Annotated in this window: 17 protein-coding genes and 2 pseudogenes; 12 read left to right on the top strand and 7 right to left on the bottom strand. The window is 58.2% G+C overall.

The genetic code is table 11. The annotated features are described in order from the left end of the window. Positions 1 to 579 precede the first annotated feature (579 nt). The 4 genes and pseudogenes from P6U28_RS25145 to P6U28_RS25130 all read left to right on the top strand — a co-directional run bounded on the left by P6U28_RS25145 (position 580) and on the right by P6U28_RS25130 (position 3,980). Positions 580 to 1,563, top strand: a pseudogene (locus P6U28_RS25145) (NADP-dependent oxidoreductase). A 72-nt stretch (positions 1,564 to 1,635) separates the two neighbouring features. Continuing rightward, positions 1,636 to 2,211, top strand: coding sequence for an HD domain-containing protein (locus tag P6U28_RS25140; protein WP_407120157.1), 576 nt, complete (start codon positions 1,636 to 1,638; stop codon positions 2,209 to 2,211). A gap of 149 nt (positions 2,212 to 2,360) precedes the next feature. Continuing rightward, positions 2,361 to 2,657, top strand: a complete 297-nt coding sequence (locus P6U28_RS25135; protein ID WP_407120156.1) for a hypothetical protein — start codon at positions 2,361 to 2,363, stop codon at positions 2,655 to 2,657. A 399-nt stretch (positions 2,658 to 3,056) separates the two neighbouring features. Beyond that, positions 3,057 to 3,980 carry an IS630 family transposase gene (locus P6U28_RS25130; protein ID WP_407120155.1) on the top strand — a complete coding sequence of 308 codons (924 nt, stop codon included), beginning with the start codon at positions 3,057 to 3,059 and terminating at the stop codon, positions 3,978 to 3,980. Positions 3,981 to 4,233: 253 nt separating this feature from the next. Here the strand turns inward: P6U28_RS25130 and P6U28_RS25125 are convergent, their stop codons facing one another. The 3 genes from P6U28_RS25125 to P6U28_RS25115 form a co-directional block, all read right to left on the bottom strand. After that, entirely contained in the window at positions 4,234 to 5,334 is a 1,101-nt protein-coding gene (locus P6U28_RS25125; RefSeq protein ID WP_407120154.1) for a hypothetical protein, read from the bottom strand. A 187-nt stretch (positions 5,335 to 5,521) separates the two neighbouring features. Then, complete coding sequence (locus P6U28_RS25120) at positions 5,522 to 5,998, bottom strand: hypothetical protein (protein WP_407120153.1); 477 nt, start codon at positions 5,996 to 5,998, stop codon at positions 5,522 to 5,524. Positions 5,999 to 6,156: 158 nt separating this feature from the next. After that, positions 6,157 to 6,999 carry a helix-turn-helix transcriptional regulator gene (locus P6U28_RS25115; protein ID WP_407120152.1) on the bottom strand — a complete coding sequence of 281 codons (843 nt, stop codon included), beginning with the start codon at positions 6,997 to 6,999 and terminating at the stop codon, positions 6,157 to 6,159. 868 nt (positions 7,000 to 7,867) lie between these two features. Here P6U28_RS25115 and P6U28_RS25110 point away from each other — a divergent pair. The 3 genes from P6U28_RS25110 (at position 7,868) to P6U28_RS25100 (ending at position 8,918) form a co-directional block, all read left to right on the top strand. Further along, positions 7,868 to 8,230 (top strand): hypothetical protein, encoded by a 363-nt coding sequence (locus P6U28_RS25110; RefSeq protein ID WP_407120151.1) that lies wholly within the window; start codon positions 7,868 to 7,870, stop codon positions 8,228 to 8,230. Positions 8,231 to 8,382: 152 nt separating this feature from the next. Beyond that, on the top strand, positions 8,383 to 8,733 hold the full coding sequence (locus P6U28_RS25105; RefSeq protein ID WP_407120150.1) for a hypothetical protein: 351 nt from the start codon (positions 8,383 to 8,385) through the stop codon (positions 8,731 to 8,733). Further along, positions 8,730 to 8,918 (top strand): hypothetical protein, encoded by a 189-nt coding sequence (locus P6U28_RS25100; RefSeq protein ID WP_145986990.1) that lies wholly within the window; start codon positions 8,730 to 8,732, stop codon positions 8,916 to 8,918. The genes P6U28_RS25105 and P6U28_RS25100 overlap by 4 nt, the downstream gene beginning before the upstream one ends. Before the next feature lie 354 nt (positions 8,919 to 9,272). On the opposite strand, the gene P6U28_RS25095 is transcribed toward P6U28_RS25100, so the two are convergent. The 3 genes from P6U28_RS25095 to P6U28_RS25085 form a co-directional block, all read right to left on the bottom strand. After that, positions 9,273 to 10,610: a tetratricopeptide repeat protein gene (locus P6U28_RS25095; protein ID WP_407120149.1), complete on the bottom strand. Its 1,338-nt coding sequence runs from the start codon at positions 10,608 to 10,610 to the stop codon at positions 9,273 to 9,275. Between the two features lie 138 nt (positions 10,611 to 10,748). Then, positions 10,749 to 11,249, bottom strand: a complete 501-nt coding sequence (locus P6U28_RS25090; protein ID WP_407120148.1) for a hypothetical protein — start codon at positions 11,247 to 11,249, stop codon at positions 10,749 to 10,751. A 62-nt stretch (positions 11,250 to 11,311) separates the two neighbouring features. Further along, complete coding sequence (locus P6U28_RS25085) at positions 11,312 to 11,836, bottom strand: hypothetical protein (RefSeq protein ID WP_407120147.1); 525 nt, start codon at positions 11,834 to 11,836, stop codon at positions 11,312 to 11,314. A gap of 817 nt (positions 11,837 to 12,653) precedes the next feature. On the opposite strand from P6U28_RS25085, the gene P6U28_RS25080 reads away from it, so the two are divergent. Together P6U28_RS25080 and P6U28_RS25075 are read left to right on the top strand one after the other, a co-directional pair. Then, the gene (locus tag P6U28_RS25080) at positions 12,654 to 13,031 is read left to right on the top strand and encodes a hypothetical protein (RefSeq protein ID WP_122401554.1); all 378 of its coding nucleotides are present in this window, start codon (positions 12,654 to 12,656) and stop codon (positions 13,029 to 13,031) included. Between the two features lie 98 nt (positions 13,032 to 13,129). Beyond that, positions 13,130 to 14,272 carry a tetratricopeptide repeat protein gene (locus P6U28_RS25075; RefSeq protein ID WP_407120146.1) on the top strand — a complete coding sequence of 381 codons (1,143 nt, stop codon included), beginning with the start codon at positions 13,130 to 13,132 and terminating at the stop codon, positions 14,270 to 14,272. 891 nt (positions 14,273 to 15,163) lie between these two features. Here the strand turns inward: P6U28_RS25075 and P6U28_RS25070 are convergent. Beyond that, a pseudogene (locus P6U28_RS25070) lies at positions 15,164 to 15,685 on the bottom strand (MFS transporter); the annotation flags it as partial. A gap of 857 nt (positions 15,686 to 16,542) precedes the next feature. On the opposite strand from P6U28_RS25070, the gene P6U28_RS25065 reads away from it, so the two are divergent. The 3 genes from P6U28_RS25065 to P6U28_RS25055 all read left to right on the top strand — a co-directional run bounded on the left by P6U28_RS25065 (position 16,543) and on the right by P6U28_RS25055 (position 18,919). Continuing rightward, on the top strand, positions 16,543 to 17,982 hold the full coding sequence (locus P6U28_RS25065; protein WP_407120145.1) for an IS1182 family transposase: 1,440 nt from the start codon (positions 16,543 to 16,545) through the stop codon (positions 17,980 to 17,982). 216 nt (positions 17,983 to 18,198) lie between these two features. Then, on the top strand, positions 18,199 to 18,408 hold the full coding sequence (locus P6U28_RS25060) for a DUF2892 domain-containing protein (protein WP_122401578.1): 210 nt from the start codon (positions 18,199 to 18,201) through the stop codon (positions 18,406 to 18,408). Positions 18,409 to 18,532: 124 nt separating this feature from the next. After that, entirely contained in the window at positions 18,533 to 18,919 is a 387-nt protein-coding gene (locus P6U28_RS25055) for an RNA polymerase sigma factor (RefSeq protein ID WP_407120144.1), read from the top strand. The last annotated feature ends 53 nt before the right edge of the window (positions 18,920 to 18,972 follow it).

Raw genomic sequence — 18,972 nt, 5'->3', positions numbered from 1 at the left:
ACTCCTTAAGGCGCTTTGCGCGTTGGACGAGGGGCCCCCGGAATCCTCCGGACCTAGTCGGCCTCTGCTGGACCCTCCGGGCTGCACCTCCGCCATGGGCTGGCGGGATGTCCGGCGGCAAATGTCGCCGAGCGATGTGGCGGGCGCGGTCGCCCGCATGCGGATCGCGGCGGTCCTGCATGCAGCCGTGCTCCTCGCATTCCGGATGGCGCCAGCTTCCTCCAGGATCGAGATAGCCCAGCCGCCACGTGCCGGCGTGGCACGTACCCACGACTCTCGTTTCGGCCCGCCCCCTACTATGTCGACGCGGCCAGCAACTGCTCACAACGGTAGTTGCGGCAGATCTCCGCGGCACAGAAAGCCTGACAGGGCCTAGAGATCCTGACCTTCTAAGAGTTGGGTTCTGCAAGTCGCTTCGTCAGGTGCGATTCGATAGCACCCGATAAGACGTGCCCGCTCGCGCTGATCTTGTCAAGAAACGACGTGCAGCTGTCCTGATCCGTAGGATCGGGCTTGTTGTTTAAAGCAGCGCTCCGTGGCCACATACGGACATGGCCAGCTAAGCACCGGGAGTTTCAGATGATTCCGAGCAGCATCGTTCGTGACGCTACTGAAGAGCGAACTCTTTCGACAATGGTGGCTTGGCGCGTTCGCGAGTTCGGGCCACCAGAGATCATGAAGTTCGAGCCCGTTCCACGGCCCGAGCCAGGCGCTGGCGAGGGGTCAAAGTCAGAGCCGCTGGGGTCGGACCATGGGATGGCTGGATCAGGGCTGGCAAGAGCGCTTTGCCGCAACCGCTTCCTCTCACTTTGGGCTCAGATCTTTCCGGTGAAATCGTCGCCGTGGGCCCTGACGTTGCCGAGTTTGCTGTGGGAGATCAGGTGTACGGTGTTACGAACCCGCAGGTTGTCGGGGCCTACGCCCAATACGCTGTCGCTTCCGCAGGGATGGTTTCGACTAAGCCAACCTCGCTAACCTACGTTGAAGCCGCCTCCGTTTCTGTCGTTGCCATCACCGCATGGCAGGCGTTGTTCGACCAGGCCCAGCTCAAAGCAGGTCAAACGGTGGTCATTCACGGAGCAGCGGGCAATGTCGGATCTCATGCCATTCAACTGGGCCGTCACGCGGGCCTGCAAACCATCGCAACCGTATCGACGGACGATGTTTCCGCCGTGCGCAACCTCGGCGCAAACACCGTCATTGATTACCGGACCCAGCGCTTTGAAGAGGTAGTACGCGATGCGGACGCCGTTATTGATCTGGTCGGCGGCGAAACCCAAACCCGCTCGTTTCAGGTCCTTCGTCGCGGTGGCAAGCTGGTCTCCGCAGTGTCCCGTCCGGATCAGGATCTAGCTGCGCTATGGTGTCGACGCCAGCTTCTTTCTGGTCAACGTCACGGACCAGTATCTCAGGGAGATCGCTCGCCTGGTCGATGGTGGAAAACTACGGACAAAGGTGGGGGCAGTCTTACCCCTCGCCGATGCGCGCGAGGCGCATTTGATGCTGGAGCGCGTGCGGCCTCAGCCGAAAGGAAAGATCGTGCTCGACGTCGGAGCGAGTTGATCAGCATCATTTCGTCCTTGCGTTCGCGCGCAACGCGCAGCCAAGCCCAAACTAACTTGAAAGGAAGAAACAATGACAACCCCAAATCTCGCCCAGGCTCTCGTCATTCCCGATTCCTTGCTTGCCAAAGAGGCGACAGACATCCTGCGCGAACATTCCACCGATCTGCTGTTTAGTCACTCGATCCGCGTCTACCTGTTCGCTGCTGAACAGGGTCGTCAGAGGAATCTGCGCTTCGACCGTGAGCTCCTTTATGTCGCCGCGGCCTTTCACGATCTCGGCCTGATCAAGAAATTCTCGAGCCCAGACGAGCGCTTCGTGCGGCTCAGAGCCGCCGGTCACCTCGGCGAAGGTCCCCTCATATCGCTCGACACCCGCCTGCTGCTGCTCGACGTGCTGCGACGGGCGGCGAGCTGGGACGCCGCCGCGGCGCTGATCGCCGAGCTGATGGCGGAAGAGCTCGAGCATCCTTTCACCGACATCGTGGCCTTTCACCGTCGCAGGATCGAAGCGAGGGACAGCGGCCGGTATACGATTGCGCAGGCGCTCGCCCGCGAGTCGAAGCCGGACAGGGGCGAGGCCGACCCGGACTTGCTCAAGGCGATCGCGCGCCATTTGAAGATTGTTCGAAAAGGCGGAACTTTATAGAACGGTCCATGTGCTGCTCGTGCTGCGATCGACACGGATCTCGCAAGCAATTCGCAAACAATCCAGACGCGAACGTTTGCTGACGTGGAGACGTATCACAAACAGCGACGCAACAGTCTAAGCTTGTCTTGGAACAGAGATAACGATTGATGAGCTGCCGGATCTCATCGGCTTCGATGTTCGCACTGGCCATGAGCCTGTTATTGATTCAAGCCACGCAAGCTTCACCTGTCGACGTCGCGAAAAAGTGGGGCATACTCGGCCGCTGGGGCATCGGCGAATGCGACGTGGAAAAGGGCCGAGGGCGCGTTATCATCTACGAGGAAAAAAGGACGGCCAATTCATCAATCGGCGAGACGATGATCCAGACGACATCAACGTCGTGGTCGAAGCGCACGTTGACGATCGGCAGCGCCTTGTCGTACAGATCTATCTTACCAAGCTAAAGCAGCTTAGGGAAAATGCTATTGAAATGGAAGCGAGCGGCAACATTCATAGCGACTACAATCGTTCAGCCGATGGAGAAGCATACACCGTTCGCGACGGCCGTTTTGTTGCCAACGGAAAGCCGGTCCCCTCCCTGCATCGCTGTGGGGGTACAACGAACTAACGCGGCAGGCGGCTTTATCTCCCCTCGCGACACGAAATGGCCTGAGCCGCTTGGGCTTTATTTAATCGCCGCAGCTGACCATCGACGATCTCCGGATCCAGCACGCACTGGACCTGGTACTCTTCGACGAACCGGTACAGCATCTGCTCGGCACGGACGGTCGAGTTGAATCGCAGGGATTCCCAAAGGGAGCGAACCGTGATTCATCCTTGAGGCCGGAAGGAGGCCGGCAGGGATGGCGCACGGAGAGGCTCTTCGCATTCGGGTGATCAAGGCCGTCGTTGAGGATGGTCTTTCGCGGAACGAGGCGGCCCGGGTATTCCGGATCGGGATCGCAAGCGCGATCCGCTGGGTGAAGGCGTTCGAAGAAACGCAGCGCACGGCGGCTTTGCCGACCGGCGGTGACCGGCCGCATCGGGACTGGCTCTTGGAACTTCGGCGCAAAGAGAACGATCTGACGCTCGATGCGATCGCCGAGCGACTGCTTCGCAGGCATGGCGTCGAAGCTGACAAATCGATGCTGTCGCGCTTCTTTGCCGGTGAGGGCATCAGCTTCAAAAAAACCGTGCACGCCAGCGAACAGGATCGTCCCGACGTCGTTGAGCGCCGACAAGCGTGGCGGTGCGCGCAAACCAGCCTTGGCGGTCGGCTCATCTTCCTCGACGAGACCTGGACGACGACGGCGATGACGCGTCGTTACGCCTGGGCCAATGTCGGCACACGCGCCTTGGGCCATGCGCCGCACGGACATTGGAAGACGACGACGTTCCTTGCCGGCCTGACCTGCGAGGGGCTGATCGCGCCGTTTGTGCTCGACGGGCCGATCAATGCCGAGTGCTTCTTCGCCTATGTCGAGCAAATCCTCGTCCCCGCGCTACGCGAAGGCGACACGGTGATCCTCGACAATTTGTCGAGCCACAAGAATGAAGCGGCCGCGCGTCTCATCGCCGGTGCCGGTGCGCGCCTGCTGTTCCTTCCGCCCTACAGCCCCGATCTCAATCCAATCGAGATGGCCTTCGCCAAACTCAAAGAACTGTTGCGACAAGCCCAGGCACGAACCGTCGACGCACTCTGGGATCTCATTGGCCGCTCTCTGAGCCTCTTTACCCCCGAAGAATGCGCCAACTACATCCGTCATTGCGGGTACAATTCGCTTTGATCGCAACTCGCTCTAGCCCTCTCGCTCTAGCACAGCGGCTCGATGCATGGGCGCTGTTGAAAGCGGCCGTTGCCTGCTCGGCGCGGCTGTCCAGCCTGACGTAGTCATTCGGACAGCCGGCGTGGCAGATGCCAACGCCGAGCAGGGCGATCACGATTGTGGTTGCGGTCACCCCGTAACGGCTCGCCGAGTAGCACATAATTTGTTCATGGAGCTTGATCTGCTTTGAGAATAGGTTGAGATGGGGAAGCCGCTAATTTCGAATGTGCTTCTCCATGCACACCTCTCTATCAGCCTCTTTCTTGGAGCTCAGATACATGGCGCAAGCCAAATCTGCTGCCGGGGTGTACTTCCTGATTTGGATGGAAATGTTTGACGGCTTTCCCTCTCCAAAATACGCCCCACCTTCCACCTGCGCTGATTTTTCTGCAATGAACGAATGCCTGTATACTTGCACAGGCGCCTCTGAGACCTCGGCGAAACATCCACGGACAACATTGAACAGCCGGTCCGCTTTTTGCTCCAGATCCCTTCTGGAAATCTTCTCATAGCTCCAAGTGCAGCCATAGGTGGGTGGCACCCGTTGGACGAGCACGGGATTGAAGCCTATCGTTACATCACAGGACGGTTTGCTCGAAAGAAAATCCAAATCTGGAACGATCGGAGTCGTGTATACGTCCCTTTGCAGAAGCTCCCGCATTTTGGTGCCCGGAAAACCAAATCCCTCTTCCGTGATGCTCTTCTTTTCGCCGATGATCGATTTGAAGAACGTAGAGGCTTGTGTGCTTGCTGCCCGGATTCCATTGCAAAATTCGCTTTGTTTGAGGCTGGCGTCGACCTGCTTCACGGCCGGAGTTTCTGGTTCTTCCTTTGCGGCTTTATCGGCCATGATTTCGTTCACCTGCGTCTTCATGCTTGCGAGAGTTTGAATATCGGCTACGCTGCATTTGTTGTCCCGCCGCTTTATTTCAGAACGAAGGTCATAAGCGTTGTCCGAGATCGGTCCCTTATCGCATTTCGCCTCGATGTATTTTAGTTGCCTGATGTAATGGGCTTGGGCTTCTTTCATGCCATTCTCGGCATTCATGCATGTTTCCGCCTTAGACCATTTTTCCGATTCAGCACTGTATTCCGCACCCGTAATTTCCTTGTCTTTAAGCTTTTTCGCTAAACCGTCATAGGGCCGCTTCAGATCTGCGATAGCTGCGCGTTCACGGGCATTTCGGTTGAGCGTTGCCTCGAGCTCTGCGTCGAGCTGATCCGCTATTTGCCTGCACCGGTCTGCCGCATTCGAGGCAACGGGATTGAAAATCACCGCGGCTAACAGGAGCAGCCGGAATGAAGCATTTTGCATGACGGATCCTTTCTAGATATTTTGCCTGGTGCTCGGTGTGAGCCGAGGTCGGTGTTCGGTGATGCGATGCAGAAGACGGGGGCTGCAGCGAGTGCAAGCAACGCCCTGGAGAATAGCGATTTCTTCATCGGTCCGGTTTCGGGTTGGAAAGCGCAACAAAGGGGGCGGGGATGATGTTCGGCGCATCTCATTGATCCCTGCCGCACATTTCGATCGGGTGACGCCACCCGGGAACGTCGACCCGCGGGATTCCATAGCGCTGCTGTCTGCTCGCGATCGTCAGCGGATCTGCCTTTGCTATCAGGTCGAGCAGGCGCAACATCACCTTGTCCCAGCGATTGCCATAGAGCTCAGGATCTTGCCTTGCAAAACCGAGGTCCCACTGGACGAAGGTGGTTTGATTGTCCGCGGTGGGCTCTTCGAACTCGCCGCGCAATGTCATGCGCGTGCTGGCATTGCTAATCTCGATGGATGCGCTGCCGGAGGTCTTCGGCGTTCCCGGATATTTCGCGTGCAACGCAAAGGCGTGACCGCAGCTGAGGAGGAAGATGATCTTGCCATCTTGCGAATAGGTTAGGGAAGGATCGTCTCGCGCGTCGAATTCGAACTTCCATGATCCGGCGAGGCTCAACCCGGGGCAGGCCATCAGCAGCGAAGCCGTCATCAGGAAGATCAAAAGCGCTCTGCGAGATCGTGACATGGCCGGGACATCAGCAAGTTTGACATGGAGAATCTGCGTTGCCGGCGAGCTCCCAGGCATGACCCAAATGGGTCAGCCGGAGCTCGATTTGGTCGCATGCACCCGGTTCGAGCCTTCCAGAGTCAGATCAGCTGTGAAACGAGGCTGATCAGCTCCGATTGCCGGTGGGTGCCGGTCTTCGAGAACGCCGACTTCAGGTGGTTGCGCGCGGTCTCGCGTGAAACGCGCAGCCGCTCGGCGACGCTGTCGATTGACATCCCGCTTGCAAGCAGCGCGGCCAATCGGGATTCCGCCGGTGTCAGATCCAACGCTTGGGCGATGAGGCCGGGGTCCGGGGCCGGGCGCGGCAGCAAGTTAGAGAGCGTCAGCATCGCGCGTGCCCCCAGAAATACGTTGCGGGCCGCGCCATCGATGGGCAACACGCGGATGACGACGGGAGGCTTTGCGGTCCGCCGAACCGGAATGGGGACAGCAGGTGACGCGATGCTGTCGGGTGTAGACCGGATCAGGTCGACCAGCTGATCAAGTTTTGCGAGCGCGCTCTTGTCGCGCACAACCAGCCGCCGGTTGCTGATCCGGATCTCGTCGTCAAATCCGGCATCCGCCGCCGCGTTCGTGCTCAGCACCATTCCCCGGCGGTTGAGAACGAGTGCAGGCTGCTGAACCTGGTTCAGCACGTTGGTCATGGACGTGAGCGCCACGCGGCCCACTGCAGTGGCAAGGGTAGCCGTTTCCGTCAGTCGCGGTGCAAGCCGCGCCAGCAAGCGTTTGTCACGCGCCTCGAAAGAACCCTCGCGACCCGTTCGCTGCAGGGTCAGCGCCCAGGCGGCGGACTCGGCCCAAAAGCCGACACCCGCGAACCATTGAAACCCGAACGGATACAGTACCTCATTATACATGGGATCGGAACGGATCTGCTCCGGCGTCAGCACGTCGTGGTCGGTGACGATCTCGCCGGACATCATTTGCGGAAATCCAGCGGCTCTCGGATCTCTTAGGTGCCAATCATGCTTGAAGTACAGCTGAAGGGCCTCATCGATCGATGGCGTCCGTGGGACGTCTGGCGTTCGAACGTCGCTCTGGAGAAGGATGGCCGCTGATGCGCCGACCGCTCTGCAGATGTCGTCCATGATGGCGGGCCACGCGGCGGGATCGATGGCGGCTTCCCCTAGTCGATCGATGACTTTCGACAACCGATCGTTATCAACTCCATTTGTCCCCAAGAGCGGTCCCCCTTCCGCGTCAACCTGCGCCCGCCGTTTCGTGGCGGCAGTCCCGCACAGGCAGGCCAAAATTGACCTGTGTCAGCCGACTCACACCCTCCTCCAAAGGTATGAACGGCAGCTTGGAAATTCTCGCGAGAGCAAGGCAAAGTGCAAGGCCGGTCCGGAATTCTACGGAATACCTTTAAACGCTGGCGTAGAGCTTATGGTATTATAGAACCGCCACAGACCGCAATGGGTGATCGGGGGGCAGCAGTCGGCACGCCGAAACCGCAGGCATGACGTTCCGGAGCACGGTCCAGCTGACTGACCCGTTTGGGTCATGCAGCCGCATCGGCCGCAAGCTAGTTCGGTAGCGGTCGCTGGTCCGAATTTTGTCGTTTGATGGCATGTGGCTCGAATTTCCTCCTGTCGTGATCTGGCTGCGCCTGGGCCGAGGCCGCCGGGCTGTGGTCATCCTGCGCTCGGTCGCTCCATGACAAACGACCGCAAAAGCAACGTGCGGTGTTTCTGCTGCGGGCAGACCTCGGAGCAATCGGTCCTTCTGAGCACCAACGAGATCGGCTCCCGGGATATCGATCAGCCCCCTCCCGGTATGGAGCGGTTCAACATGAGCGTCTGGCTGCAGGAATGTCCGACCTGCGGCTACGTCGCTCCCGACATCTCCGACGGAGACGATCGCGACCGCCTGTTCGTTCAGACCGAGAGGTACGCAGCGCTACGGGAGGGGCCGCATTTCTCCCGGCGCGCGTCCCGCTTTCTCCTGCGCGCCGCGATTGATTTCGCGCGAGATGATTTCGAGCGAGCCTTCGTCAACACGCTGTGCGCGGCACGGGATGCCGATGACTGCGCTCTCGGGGAAGTCGCGAGCGGTTTGCGGAAGATTGCAAGCCGATATCTCGTCGGCCGTTCCGTTCCCTCCGTCAACCTGCGACTGATGTCACTCGATGCGCTCAGTTGGGGCTGCTCGTGAGAGCTTAAATGATATCTTCGCCCGCAAGCCCAGCCGCACGCAAATCGAGCCGCGCTGCTTTAGTGCTTGCCGGTGTACTGGCGCTTGTTCCTTGCGCATCGAGTGTCGGCGCCTCACGAAGTCCGCTCGTCGGGATGCACATCCAGAGAGTGATGCAGGAATTCGGTCTGCCGGACGGCTTCAAGATGCTTGCCCACGGCGCGAAGACCTATGAATGGCACTTGCGTGCTGCAACCGAGATCCAGAGCGCGCAAGGCGAGCGGCGAACTGAGGACCTGTTTTGTACTGTCATCGTTCGGGTCTCTCGGCGCGAACTGGTCACCGCCGTGAAAACGGAAGTCTCGAGTGTCACCGCGAGCCTGTACGCATCAACAGGCGCTTTCGGCTGTCTCTGCGCCGACAGCTTCGGGATGAAGCGGGAGCGCCAACAGCGATGTGAACGGCCGCCGCCGTTTTCGCTTCGGACAGTCTCTGATTCTGTAACGTGGGGAGGGGGAAAATGAAGCAGACAGTTTCATCCAATGTGGCCAGAGGAGGCACCGTGCTGCTGATCGGCATCTTCGTACCTGTATTGCCGAGCGCTGCGTCCGCTCACACCGGCTTTTTCGTTGTTGCCTGGGGCGCCATGGCGGTCGGTGCCTTCGAGTTCTTTCCTGGACTGCTCCCATCCGGCTCTCCAGGGGATTGAGTCCGGCAGACGACATCATCAACGATGTCACGGAGAGGTACGCATTCTTGTCGCGGTTATGTGGATGATGATCCTGTACCCTCAAACGCTGATCTCGGAAGAGTTGGCTGTGATCCGTGCGGGGCTCGCCCGCGTTCGGCTATGTGGTCAGGCCCTTCGACAACGCTGTGATCCGCGAGGCTCCTCCGAATCGTGGGGAACCTCAAGACGCACCCACTCCTCGCCACTCTCGTGCCCCTGCAGAAGCCGTCCACAGCATCAGAAGCAGACCTAGCGAGTTCGGCCGGAGGTACTGATCGTACTCAGGGAGTTTTAACATTTGTTGGACTCAAGTTACGATACGGAGAAGAACCGCTAAAACCGCTTCAGCTCCGCAAGGGCGACATTAAATTCGACGAAACTCTTAGGACAGGTGTCGGCAGCGGCTCGCAGTGCTTTTTGTGCAAGTTCCTTCTTTGCACTCAAGATATAGGACTCGCCAATGTAGAAATTTGCTTCGCAGGTCTCTTCCTGTTTGGTAGCAGCCGCCAGCGTGGCCTCTGGTGATCTTTTGCCCGCCAGCAATTCAATGACTGGGAACGGCCATGACTTATCGTTCAAGCGCCGGGCGTTGCCTTCCAGTTCGGATGCAGCCGCTTCTCCTGCGCGAGCGCGCGCAAGGTAGCGGAACAACATCACGTAGGCACTATCGTTGGTTTCCAGAACGCGCAGTAGATCGGTGGCGCTTGCCTTGAAATCACCTAGCTCGAACTGAAAAACGCCGCGCGCCTTGAGGTAAGCCGGTTTCGGATCGAGGGCGATGGCCTGATTAAGATCAGCCATGGCCAGGCCATGCTCGTTCATTTTGCGATAGGCGCTGCTGCGGTTGGCGTAGACGTTCGCAGTCTTCGGGTCGAGACCGATCGCTTGACCGTAATCGGCGATGGCGCGGTCATAATCCCCTTTGCCGAAATAGACATCGCCACGTTCGCTGTAAGCGTCAGTGCTTTTCGGATGCAGGACGATGACCTGACTATAGTCAGCGATGGCGCTATCGAAGTCTTTTTTGGCATTGAACGCAGACGCGCGAAAGTAGTAGGCGCCGCCAAATTTCGGATCCATAGCGATTGCCCGATTGAAGTCGGCAATAGCTCGATCGTAATCTTTCTTGTTGTAATAGGCGACTCCACGGCCGACGTAATTGCCAGCACTTTTTGGCTCGAGAGCGATCGCTCGGTCCAGGTCTGCGATGGCGCGGTCGTGATCGCCTGTACCATTGTAGGCTTCGGCGCGGTTGAAGTAGACGAGTCCATCCTTTCCTCCAAGCGCGATGGCTCGAGTGAGGTCAGCGATGGCTTGGTCGTATTCCTGCTTCTTTCGATGAACGATGCCGCGATTGGCAAAGGGACCTTCCGCGTCCGGCGCAAGCGCGATGGCTTGGTCGTAGTCTGCAATGGCGCGGTCGTAATCCTCTTTGGTTTGATAGGCATTGCCGCGGTTGAAGTAGGCCCACGCGAGATTCTTGCCGCTGTATTGGCCTGAGCGGATTGCGGCAGTGCAGCCATCAATTTGGATATCCGGTGCAATATCGGGTTGTCCGGTGCAGCGCCATTTCGCGCCGTCTTCAGCCAATGTTTCCGTCGCGGTCCAGAGTAACGCTGCAGCAATCAATCCCGAAAAAAGTCTTTTCTGCATGAAAATCCGAGCTTTCATCAAGGTCTTCCTAGCCAGAATGTCGCAGCCGGAAAATCAACGGAAGGCTCGACGAGCAAATCGTTGAATATATCACAAACTAAATGGCTGCTTGAGTCAAAGGCTGCCCCTCGGCCGGATTTATGGGTACACGGCCTACTAATTCAACGCTTTGACAAACATTTCGTCTTTTTTCGGACCCACCCGAAACATCGTCCACTTGTAGTTTCCCGCCGTGACCTCGATCCGAGGGGCGCCGCTGTTTGCCTGTTTCACATAGCTGTCGGTCGCTGCCTCATACTGAGCTCCGAAGTCATTCGGATCCGAGACGCCACTCCCAAAGGCGATTGCCCAAGCTGATACCGTAAGAAACTCATAGCCTGCTTTCGCGCCAGGTTTCTCGAAAATCGCGACTATATCCTCAACCTGGCTGCCTTTTGTCCCGATGATGACGGTCGTCCCGGCTTTGGATTTGTAGGTACAGGCCCGAGATTTTCCGTCGCCCTGGCATTTCTCCTTTTCGAGGCCTAGATCGATCTTGACGAGGTCCTGAGATTTCTTGAACTGCTGCTCGAAGTTATCGAAGGCAAACCCGAGATCACCAGCCAAGGCTGGGCCAAGGCTCGTCGCAACGAACAACACCGACACTAAAAATCGCATTGGTACCCCTCCAGAACTGCCCATTTCCGCCTGAGAAACCACGGCGCATTAGCGTTAGGCCGCTAGGGCGCCTTCTTGTAGACGACCGTATAGGTGCAGGGTCGCGCAGGCTTGGAAATGTTGCTGATGTGCTGGATGAGAGCGCCGTCGGCGAACTTGAACGAGGCAATTCGCTTATTCTCGGGGCCTTCCTTGGCGTTCACGTTCGATTCAGGTTTGCCGTACAGCTCGACGAGTTTCGGCATCATGTCCTTGTCGGCCTTCTGGCATTCGTCGACGGTTTTGAAACCGCCGGCGATCGCGAACGCCTCCAACCGAACGAGTCCGCGGCTGTCCTGGAAGTACATCGTGAAGCCCTCTACGTTTGGCAAAGGCGCGCACTTATCGCAAGAAAGGGCCTTCATGCCCGGCTGCGGCGGATCGAGTTCATAGGGCTCCGCGTCTTTTCCGAGGACGCCGCTCGCTTGCTCGTAGCTTGAACCAAACGACACCTTGCCCGGTGCTTCGAGCTTTGCGCGATTTTGCTGGGCATGAGCTGGCGCTGTCAGGAGCATGCCAATACCGAAGGCAATGAGAGTCCTGAACATTTTACGAGTCCTTCGACGGGGATGAGCCGCGTCACCAGTCAGTGGTTAACCGTATCGGACCGTCTCTGGCTGGGCAATCCCACTCCGAATCGGTCCGGTTCGAACAATGACGTTGTTGCCGCACGCGAAGCTTTCGGCATGACCCAAATGGGTCATCCTCGGGAAAACCGGTCGGTCTATTGAATTCTTCGCCCTCGCATTCAAGAGAGGAGTTTGGGTTGAGCCGCCTTGGTGAACATCGGGCGATCGTTCCGAGTGGCTGGAAGGATGACCGCTCCAGCTTTACGACCTTCGACATCTTCGTTCGAAGGCGCTCGCGCTCCTGGGAATGGATGGTCTGCGCCTCGCTCAGAAAACCCGTGATGCTTGGCCGCGAACGCAGCCGCAAGGCGGCCAGCTACAAGGGCGCAAGGGCGCTCTTTCTGTTGCTCTCAGCGCAAGGCGCCAGCCACGTAACGCCATGGACTCGGACCTGCCCAAGATTTGAATAGAGCATTTGCGCGCATTTTCAGTGATTTTCAACGGCGTGTGCAAATGAGGAGATACTTGGCACGTGTCGGCCTCCTGTGGGTTCGCAGGGGTGTTATTGTGGATCTGGCGACGTCTCACGAGGGCTTGTACGAATCATGGCATCCCTAATCGGACCCGGCGACGGCCTAAGTTTTCGTGCTACGCGGCTAAGACAGAAGTTTCGAACTCAGATGGTATTGCCGGCAGTAGTATGGCCCATTTGGGTTATGCGTGAAAATCGCTGAGTCGCTAGTGCTCGATCGAGGTTTGCCCGAATCCATAGCAGATTGATTGCAGGAGCCAGCGGATGTTCTCGATGATCAGAAGCGCGATTGTTGCAGCGATGGTCTTGGCAAGTCCGGTGTTTGCGGACGAGTGCGTCGATGCGAAAAATGCCCAGCGAATTCATAACCAGAACTCCGATCGAGCCGTGAAGAAGGCCCAGGCGAAGATCGATGCAATGAAATGTTGCTCGCCAACGTATTTCCAGGCGCAGTGTGACTATCAGAAGATGTTCGTCGAGCAGGTTCAGCTCGATTTGCCCCACATGGAGAATGTATCCAGGGCCTGTGACATGCGTGAGCTCTCTGATGTTGCCAGAAAGCAGCGCGAGGAATTCCTTGCGCAGATGAAAGACAAGCAGGCTTCAGATTGCCAGGCCGCGGAAAGGGCCCTCAAGCGTTGAAGCAGGATCTGAAAAGCAAGGAGCGCTTTTCCGAAGCGTCTTGCAAACGGCACCCAAAGTGCGATGACGTTCAGCCGGGTGGACCGAGAGAGGGAAGAATGATCTTTGTCGGAATAATGATTGCCGCAGGCGCGCTGTTCGCTGCAGGCATCGGCTCCACGCCCGTGCATGCGGACGACTGGTTCGACTGCAAATACGGCATCGAGGAAGGGCTGTTGCCGGACGAAGGTATCGAGGGATGCACGCGTATTCTCAAGGGTGGCTTCCAAAACGAAAAGAACACAGCGATCGCCTTCGGCTATCGCTGCGGGCATTACGTGAACAAGGAGGAATACGACAAAGCCATTCGGGACTGCGACACCGCGATCGAATTCGATCGCACTTCGGGCTTTGCCTATAACTGGCGCGGCATCGCATACCATCGCACGAAGCGGTACGACGCGGCGTTTTCCGATTACGACAACGCCATCCGGTATTCACCGAACGACGGCGTGCCGTATTCGAATCGCGCCGGCATTCTGTACATGCGGGGCAATAAGGAGCAGGCGCTCATCGATTACAACAAATCGGTCGCGCTCGCTCCCAAAGATGGCCGTATGTGGCGTTCGCGCGCGTCGTTCTACATCGACGAACAGCAGTACGACAAGGCGAGGCAAGATCTCGAGAAGGCTGCGTCGCTCGGCGAGAAAGACGCGCGCATGGCATTCACCCGCGGCAGGCTCGACTTCGCGACCGGCGACTATCGCGCAGCGTTGAGCCAATTCGACGACGCCGTCGGCTCGCCGCAGGCACGCAACGCATATTACTACCGCTCGCGAACCTATGCGGCGCTCAAAGACATCTCCTCGGCGCTCAGCGATGCGGACATGTTCGTACAAAATCAACCGGACGAAATCGCTGCGTATAGCTGGCGCGGCCGTCTTTATGCGAGCAGCAAAGACTACGCTTCGGCGTCGAAGGATTTCGCCGTGGTGATCAAAATGGGCAACCGCAGCGCATACATGCTCAACGAGCTCGCGTGGTCGCTGTTCAAAGCCGGTCGCAACAGCGAAGCGCTTACGTATGCGGAAGAGGCGTACAAGCTCGCGTCGAGCGATGCGAACGTCATTGATACCCGCGCGCATGTGTACGAAGCGCTCGGGCGCAAGCAGGAGGCGATCAGCGATTTCCGGAAGGCGGTCGCGCTCAAGCCCGAACTCGAAACAAGTCGGCTCGGTTTGCGCCGCCTCGGTGCGGAATAGTTTCTAAGCGCGGGCAATGCCCGCGCTTTTCGTTCGGCGCGCGAACCAGCTGATATGCGCTACTATGCTCCGCGAAGCTTTCCGTTGAAAGTGGCCGCTGGGGGAGGGGCGATTCTCATTTTCTTTGTGCGGCTCCTGTCGCTGATTATTGTAATTGTCAGTGTGATTTTGGTGCCTTTCAGCCGCATACGGTTCCGTACAAAAAAATCGCAATGATTGCAGGGGTAGCGTTCGTAATCAGCTCTATTGTTTTTATCGTTCAGTCTTGACCCAAGCGAGTCATGCAATGCTTTGTCCAGCAAACACGGGATTCTTTTTCCCTGACTCGACCCCGTTCGTACGCGACGCAATATGTCGCGAAATCGAGCATCCGTCCGATCACGCAGACAGGAATTGCGGGGCGCGAGAATCGGGACGAGACCGGCTTTGAAGCACAACGAGAATCGACGTTTCAGTTTCAAATGCGATTCAACCTCAAGTTCAGGGCTGCCGTCCCGACCCCCTGAAGTTATCGGCGACGTGTCCCGCCGCGCTTAAAAATCCGGCGCCGAGAGACCATTCACGAAGGGTTGAATTGGGCCTTCTGACCTAGCCCCGACGCCTCTAAGCTCTCTCGGGCGCAGTCTCGTTGCCTAGCAGCGCATGTGGGATGGCATTCAGAGTAAGGTCGACATGAGCACAGTCCAATGGTACAAGCGTCAGACTTGACACAGAGGTAAGTCCCTGTTTTTGCTGTAGTTTGACGGATCGATCCCCAATCCTTTCCTGGGCACCATTTTGGGGGTTCGGACCCCAAAATAGAGCTACCTCAGATCGTTGGCGATGGCAGGCGGCGATCACCGCGTCGCTGCCGTGTGGGTCCTAAGGCACCAGATCGGTCCTCTCGCCCCCTCACACCACCCGCTCCGCCACCGCCTTCTGCACGAAATACATCATCACCAGCGTGACGATCGTCGTGGTCACGACGACGTAGCCGATCCGGAAATGGAGCAGCGCGCCGTCCGCGCCCTGCGCGATGATCGCGCCGGCGAGCACCGAGCCGAGGCCGCCGGAGAGTTGCTGGAGCGAGGCGCTGACCGCGCTGAACGAGCCGCGCTGGCTCGGCTCGGGAATCACCGACATCAGCGCCTGCGACGGGATCATGCGCGAGAAGATGCCGACGAACATCAGCACGTTGACCAGGATCGCGGTCGCGAGCGAGACGTGGCCGAGATGGGTGTAGATCAGCACCATGAGGACGGTCATGGCGCAGCCGAACACGAAGGTCGGGTATTTTCCGAACGCATCGCTGGCGCGGCCGACGAGCGGTCCCGTGACGATGCTGAACAGGCCGGAGACGAGATAGATCGTCGGCAGATGCGCGATGTCGATGCCGAGATTATGCACGGTGTAGGCGCTGGAGAACGGCATCAGTTTGCCGGCTGCGCGCAATCACGAGGCTCACTACGGTCGCCAGTTCGACAATCCCTGCTGCGACGTGAACAATTTGAAAGACACCACTGAATACAGAGCTTGCCCGGAGGAGTGCGGGGTGTCCCTTGCCGCCGTCCGTATGCAATGGGATCAAATTCCTAAAGGGGGTTGCCCAGTTTGAAACAGCACCATGTCCGGGAGTTGGCATTCAACCACGCGATCCGCAAAATGGGGTTGGTGGACCACCAGGAGAGGTGACAGTGAAAGCGCCTTTGCGGTCGCTCTTTGTTGCGTTTCTGCTTGGAGCCTGGTTCGCACGCCGGCGACAGGAATTGCGAGCCAGTTCTAGCTCTGCTGGCTCCGGACGGAGGAAAAGGATGAAGCTTCTAGCGACCGCGGTGACAATTCTGCTGGGCACAACCTCGTTCTCAATAGCGCAAAGCTCAGGAGGCGGCTCGGGAGGTTCTTCATCTGCAGGAGATACGAGCTTAGCTGGCGCGAGTAGCCTGGCTCAACGCTATTGAGATTGAGCGGGACCACACTCAGCGGAACAGACGCGTCAAATGCAAGAAGGCGTGGAAGCGCGCGATTGGTTCTGATCAGAACGGGAGCGGATCTCGACCGGCATACAACACGCCAGCTGCAGATGCAGACGTACGGCAGCTGGAACACCGATACGGGCATCCTAAAGAGGTAACGAAAACGTAGCTGCGCACTCCCGCCTAGAGAGGCGCATGTCTGCTGTTGGCACCCACTCCGACATTGAGTTCGCTCGGATGGAAGACCGCTCGTGACCCTGGCTGTGTGAAAACGAAGAGCGGCTGTTATGATTCCCTGTGATTCTTTTGGGGGAATCGATGAGGCGCTTCGTTGAAGAGGCGGATCGTGGGCAGCGGACGCTGTTGCCCGAATGCCTCGATGACTTCATTGACGAGAGTAACCCAGTTCGCGTGATCGACGTATTTGTCGATGCGCTCAGTTTGGCTGAGATGGGCTTTGCGGGTGCGGAGCCGGCGGCGACCGGTCGGCCGTCGTACCATCCCTCGGTTCTCCTTAAGCTTTACATTTACGGCTATCTGAACCGAGTGCAGTCGAGCCGGCGGCTGGAACGGGAGGCCGGGCGCAATGTCGAGATGATGTGGCTGCTGGGTCGGCTCGCTCCCGATCACAAGACGATTGCGGACTTTCGCAAGGACAATGGCCTGGCGCTGCGCAAGGTATGTGCGCAGTTTGTCGAGCTCTGCCGCGGGATGGGCCTTCTCACGACGTCCAGCGTCGCCATTGACGGGAGCAAGTTCAAGGCCGTGAACAACCGGGACAGGAACTTCACGCGCGCGAAGGTGGAGCGGCGGCGGGCCCAGTTGGAGGAGAGCGTCGCGCGCTATCTGAGCCAACTTGATACGGCCGACCGACAGGAGCCGAGCGAGGCGCTTGCGGGGAAGGTGACGAGGCTTACCGAGAAGCTGACGAAGCTGAAGGAGGAGATGGGCAAGCTTGCCGCCTACGAGAAGCAGATGCTCGCTTCAACGGATCAGCAAATCTCACTGACCGACCCGGACAGCCGTTCGATGGCAACCAGTGGCCGTGGATCCGGCGTTGTCGGCTACAATGTCCAGGTCGCCGTCGACACCGACCATCACCTGATCATCGCGCATGAGGTGACGAACAGCGGTTCAGATCGGGCACAACTTGCCAATATGGCTATGCAGGCGAAGGCTGTTCTGAAGACTGAGACGCTCGAGGCCGTCGCCGATCGCGGCTACTTCAGCAGCCCGGAGATCCTGGCCTGCCACGAGGCTGGCATCACGGTAACTCTGCCCAAGCCGATGACTTCGGGTGCCAAGTCAGACGGACGCTTCGGTAAGCAGGACTTCGTCTATTTGCCTGAGGAAGACGCCTATCGTTGTCCGGCCGGGGAGCGATTGCCGTATCGCTATACAAACGAAGAAGCCGCCAAGATGCTGCGGCGCTACTGGACCAACGCCTGTAAGAGCTGTTCGATCAAGGCCCAGTGCACGCCCGGGTCAGAGCGACGGATCACGCGATGGGAGCACGAGGATCTGCTCGACGCCGTGCAGCAGCGGCTCGATGCGAACCCGCTCGCTATGCGCCTTCGTCGCGAGACTGTCGAGCATCCGTTCGGCACGATGAAGGCACGCATGGGAGCGACGCACTTCCTGACCAAGACCCTTCCAAAGGTAGCCGGTGAGATGGCCCTATCGGTTTTGGCCTACAATCTGACCCGAGTAATAAATATCCTTGGGATCAGGCCGCTGATCGACGCGATCCTGACCTGACGTCGGCTCAGTTTTGGCCTCTAGACCGACCGCCTTGTAAGGTCGTTTTTACACGACCAAGACCCATTGCAGACGTTTTCACTCAGCCCGGGGACCGCCGGCTTTGACCCCAGCCGGACTTAGACTATTTTTTCGGAGCCGCGAACCGTTTCTCATTTTCCAAGCCTCTAAGTCTCTGGGGCGTCAGAAAGGACGCTACAAAGGCAGGAGGTTGCTATGCTGTATAAGAAGAACGTGGCTGGCTGGGAAATTTGGGTCCGGCTCTTGGCTGGGGCAATTATGATCGCTTGTGGGCTACTAGGTCTTAAAGGTATGCCCGTTGGATACCTGATCGCCGCTGTCGGGGTCCTGACCGCGCTTACAGGCGTTTTCGGATACTGCCCGGCATGCGCAGTAGCAGGTCGAAAGCTGCGCGCCAAACCATGAGCACACCTTTTTCATCGCCGAGCATGATGGAAAGCGGCAATAGGCGGGGACGCTGACGCCATTCTGGCGCTGCTCAAAATGTCGCAGCCGGTACGCGCGAAGAACCTGCCGCACGACAAGCGATGTGGAAGACGCGGTTCAGGAAACGTTATGGATCGTGTACCGTCGCATTGGTCGTCTCCGACGTGCCGGAGCCTTTTCTCTCTGGCTTTTTCAGATAGTTCATCGAACCTGCTTGAGATTGGCAAAGCAGCATATCGGTCTTCCCGATGACGTCTCTTCCTTGGAAAATGACATGCAGCTTTCGAAGAGGCCAGAATCAGAACTTCGCATCGATATAGCTGCCGCGATCCAGTCGCTGCCGAGCCATTACCGGCAGGTGCTCATTTTGCGGGATGTGGACGAAATGACGATTAGCGAAATAGCGCAATCGCTGGAGCTAACCCGAGAAACTGTGAAGGCTCGACTGCATCGCGGTCGAGCGCTCGTGCGTGAATATATGATGCGCTGAGGAGTGAAAATGTTCGCTAGCAGTTCACTCACCGAGCACCTTGTCCGAGGTCT

Origin of the sequence: Bradyrhizobium sp. STM 3561 (assembly GCF_045571455.1) — a bacterium.
In the GTDB taxonomy this organism is placed as follows: Bacteria; Pseudomonadota; Alphaproteobacteria; order Rhizobiales; family Xanthobacteraceae; genus Bradyrhizobium; species Bradyrhizobium vignae.
The sequence above is the reverse complement of the archived record's forward strand: the minus strand, read 5'-3'. Positions and strand labels throughout refer to the sequence as shown.

Bases quoted from the DNA above. Each gene is read 5' to 3' on its own strand.
- P6U28_RS25140 (WP_407120157.1), top strand. From the start codon at position 1,636: ATGACAACCCCAAATCTCGCCCAGGCTCTCGTCATTCCCGATTCCTTG.
- P6U28_RS25135 (WP_407120156.1), top strand. From the start codon at position 2,361: ATGAGCTGCCGGATCTCATCGGCTTCGATGTTCGCACTGGCCATGAGC.
- P6U28_RS25130 (WP_407120155.1), top strand. From the start codon at position 3,057: ATGGCGCACGGAGAGGCTCTTCGCATTCGGGTGATCAAGGCCGTCGTT.
- P6U28_RS25125 (WP_407120154.1), bottom strand. From the start codon at position 5,334: ATGCAAAATGCTTCATTCCGGCTGCTCCTGTTAGCCGCGGTGATTTTC.
- P6U28_RS25120 (WP_407120153.1), bottom strand. From the start codon at position 5,998: ATGACGGCTTCGCTGCTGATGGCCTGCCCCGGGTTGAGCCTCGCCGGA.
- P6U28_RS25115 (WP_407120152.1), bottom strand. From the start codon at position 6,999: ATGATGTCCGGCGAGATCGTCACCGACCACGACGTGCTGACGCCGGAG.
- P6U28_RS25110 (WP_407120151.1), top strand. From the start codon at position 7,868: ATGAGCGTCTGGCTGCAGGAATGTCCGACCTGCGGCTACGTCGCTCCC.
- P6U28_RS25105 (WP_407120150.1), top strand. From the start codon at position 8,383: ATGCAGGAATTCGGTCTGCCGGACGGCTTCAAGATGCTTGCCCACGGC.
- P6U28_RS25100 (WP_145986990.1), top strand. From the start codon at position 8,730: ATGAAGCAGACAGTTTCATCCAATGTGGCCAGAGGAGGCACCGTGCTG.
- P6U28_RS25095 (WP_407120149.1), bottom strand. From the start codon at position 10,610: ATGAAAGCTCGGATTTTCATGCAGAAAAGACTTTTTTCGGGATTGATT.
- P6U28_RS25090 (WP_407120148.1), bottom strand. From the start codon at position 11,249: ATGCGATTTTTAGTGTCGGTGTTGTTCGTTGCGACGAGCCTTGGCCCA.
- P6U28_RS25085 (WP_407120147.1), bottom strand. From the start codon at position 11,836: ATGTTCAGGACTCTCATTGCCTTCGGTATTGGCATGCTCCTGACAGCG.
- P6U28_RS25080 (WP_122401554.1), top strand. From the start codon at position 12,654: ATGTTCTCGATGATCAGAAGCGCGATTGTTGCAGCGATGGTCTTGGCA.
- P6U28_RS25075 (WP_407120146.1), top strand. From the start codon at position 13,130: ATGATCTTTGTCGGAATAATGATTGCCGCAGGCGCGCTGTTCGCTGCA.
- P6U28_RS25065 (WP_407120145.1), top strand. From the start codon at position 16,543: ATGAGGCGCTTCGTTGAAGAGGCGGATCGTGGGCAGCGGACGCTGTTG.
- P6U28_RS25060 (WP_122401578.1), top strand. From the start codon at position 18,199: ATGCTGTATAAGAAGAACGTGGCTGGCTGGGAAATTTGGGTCCGGCTC.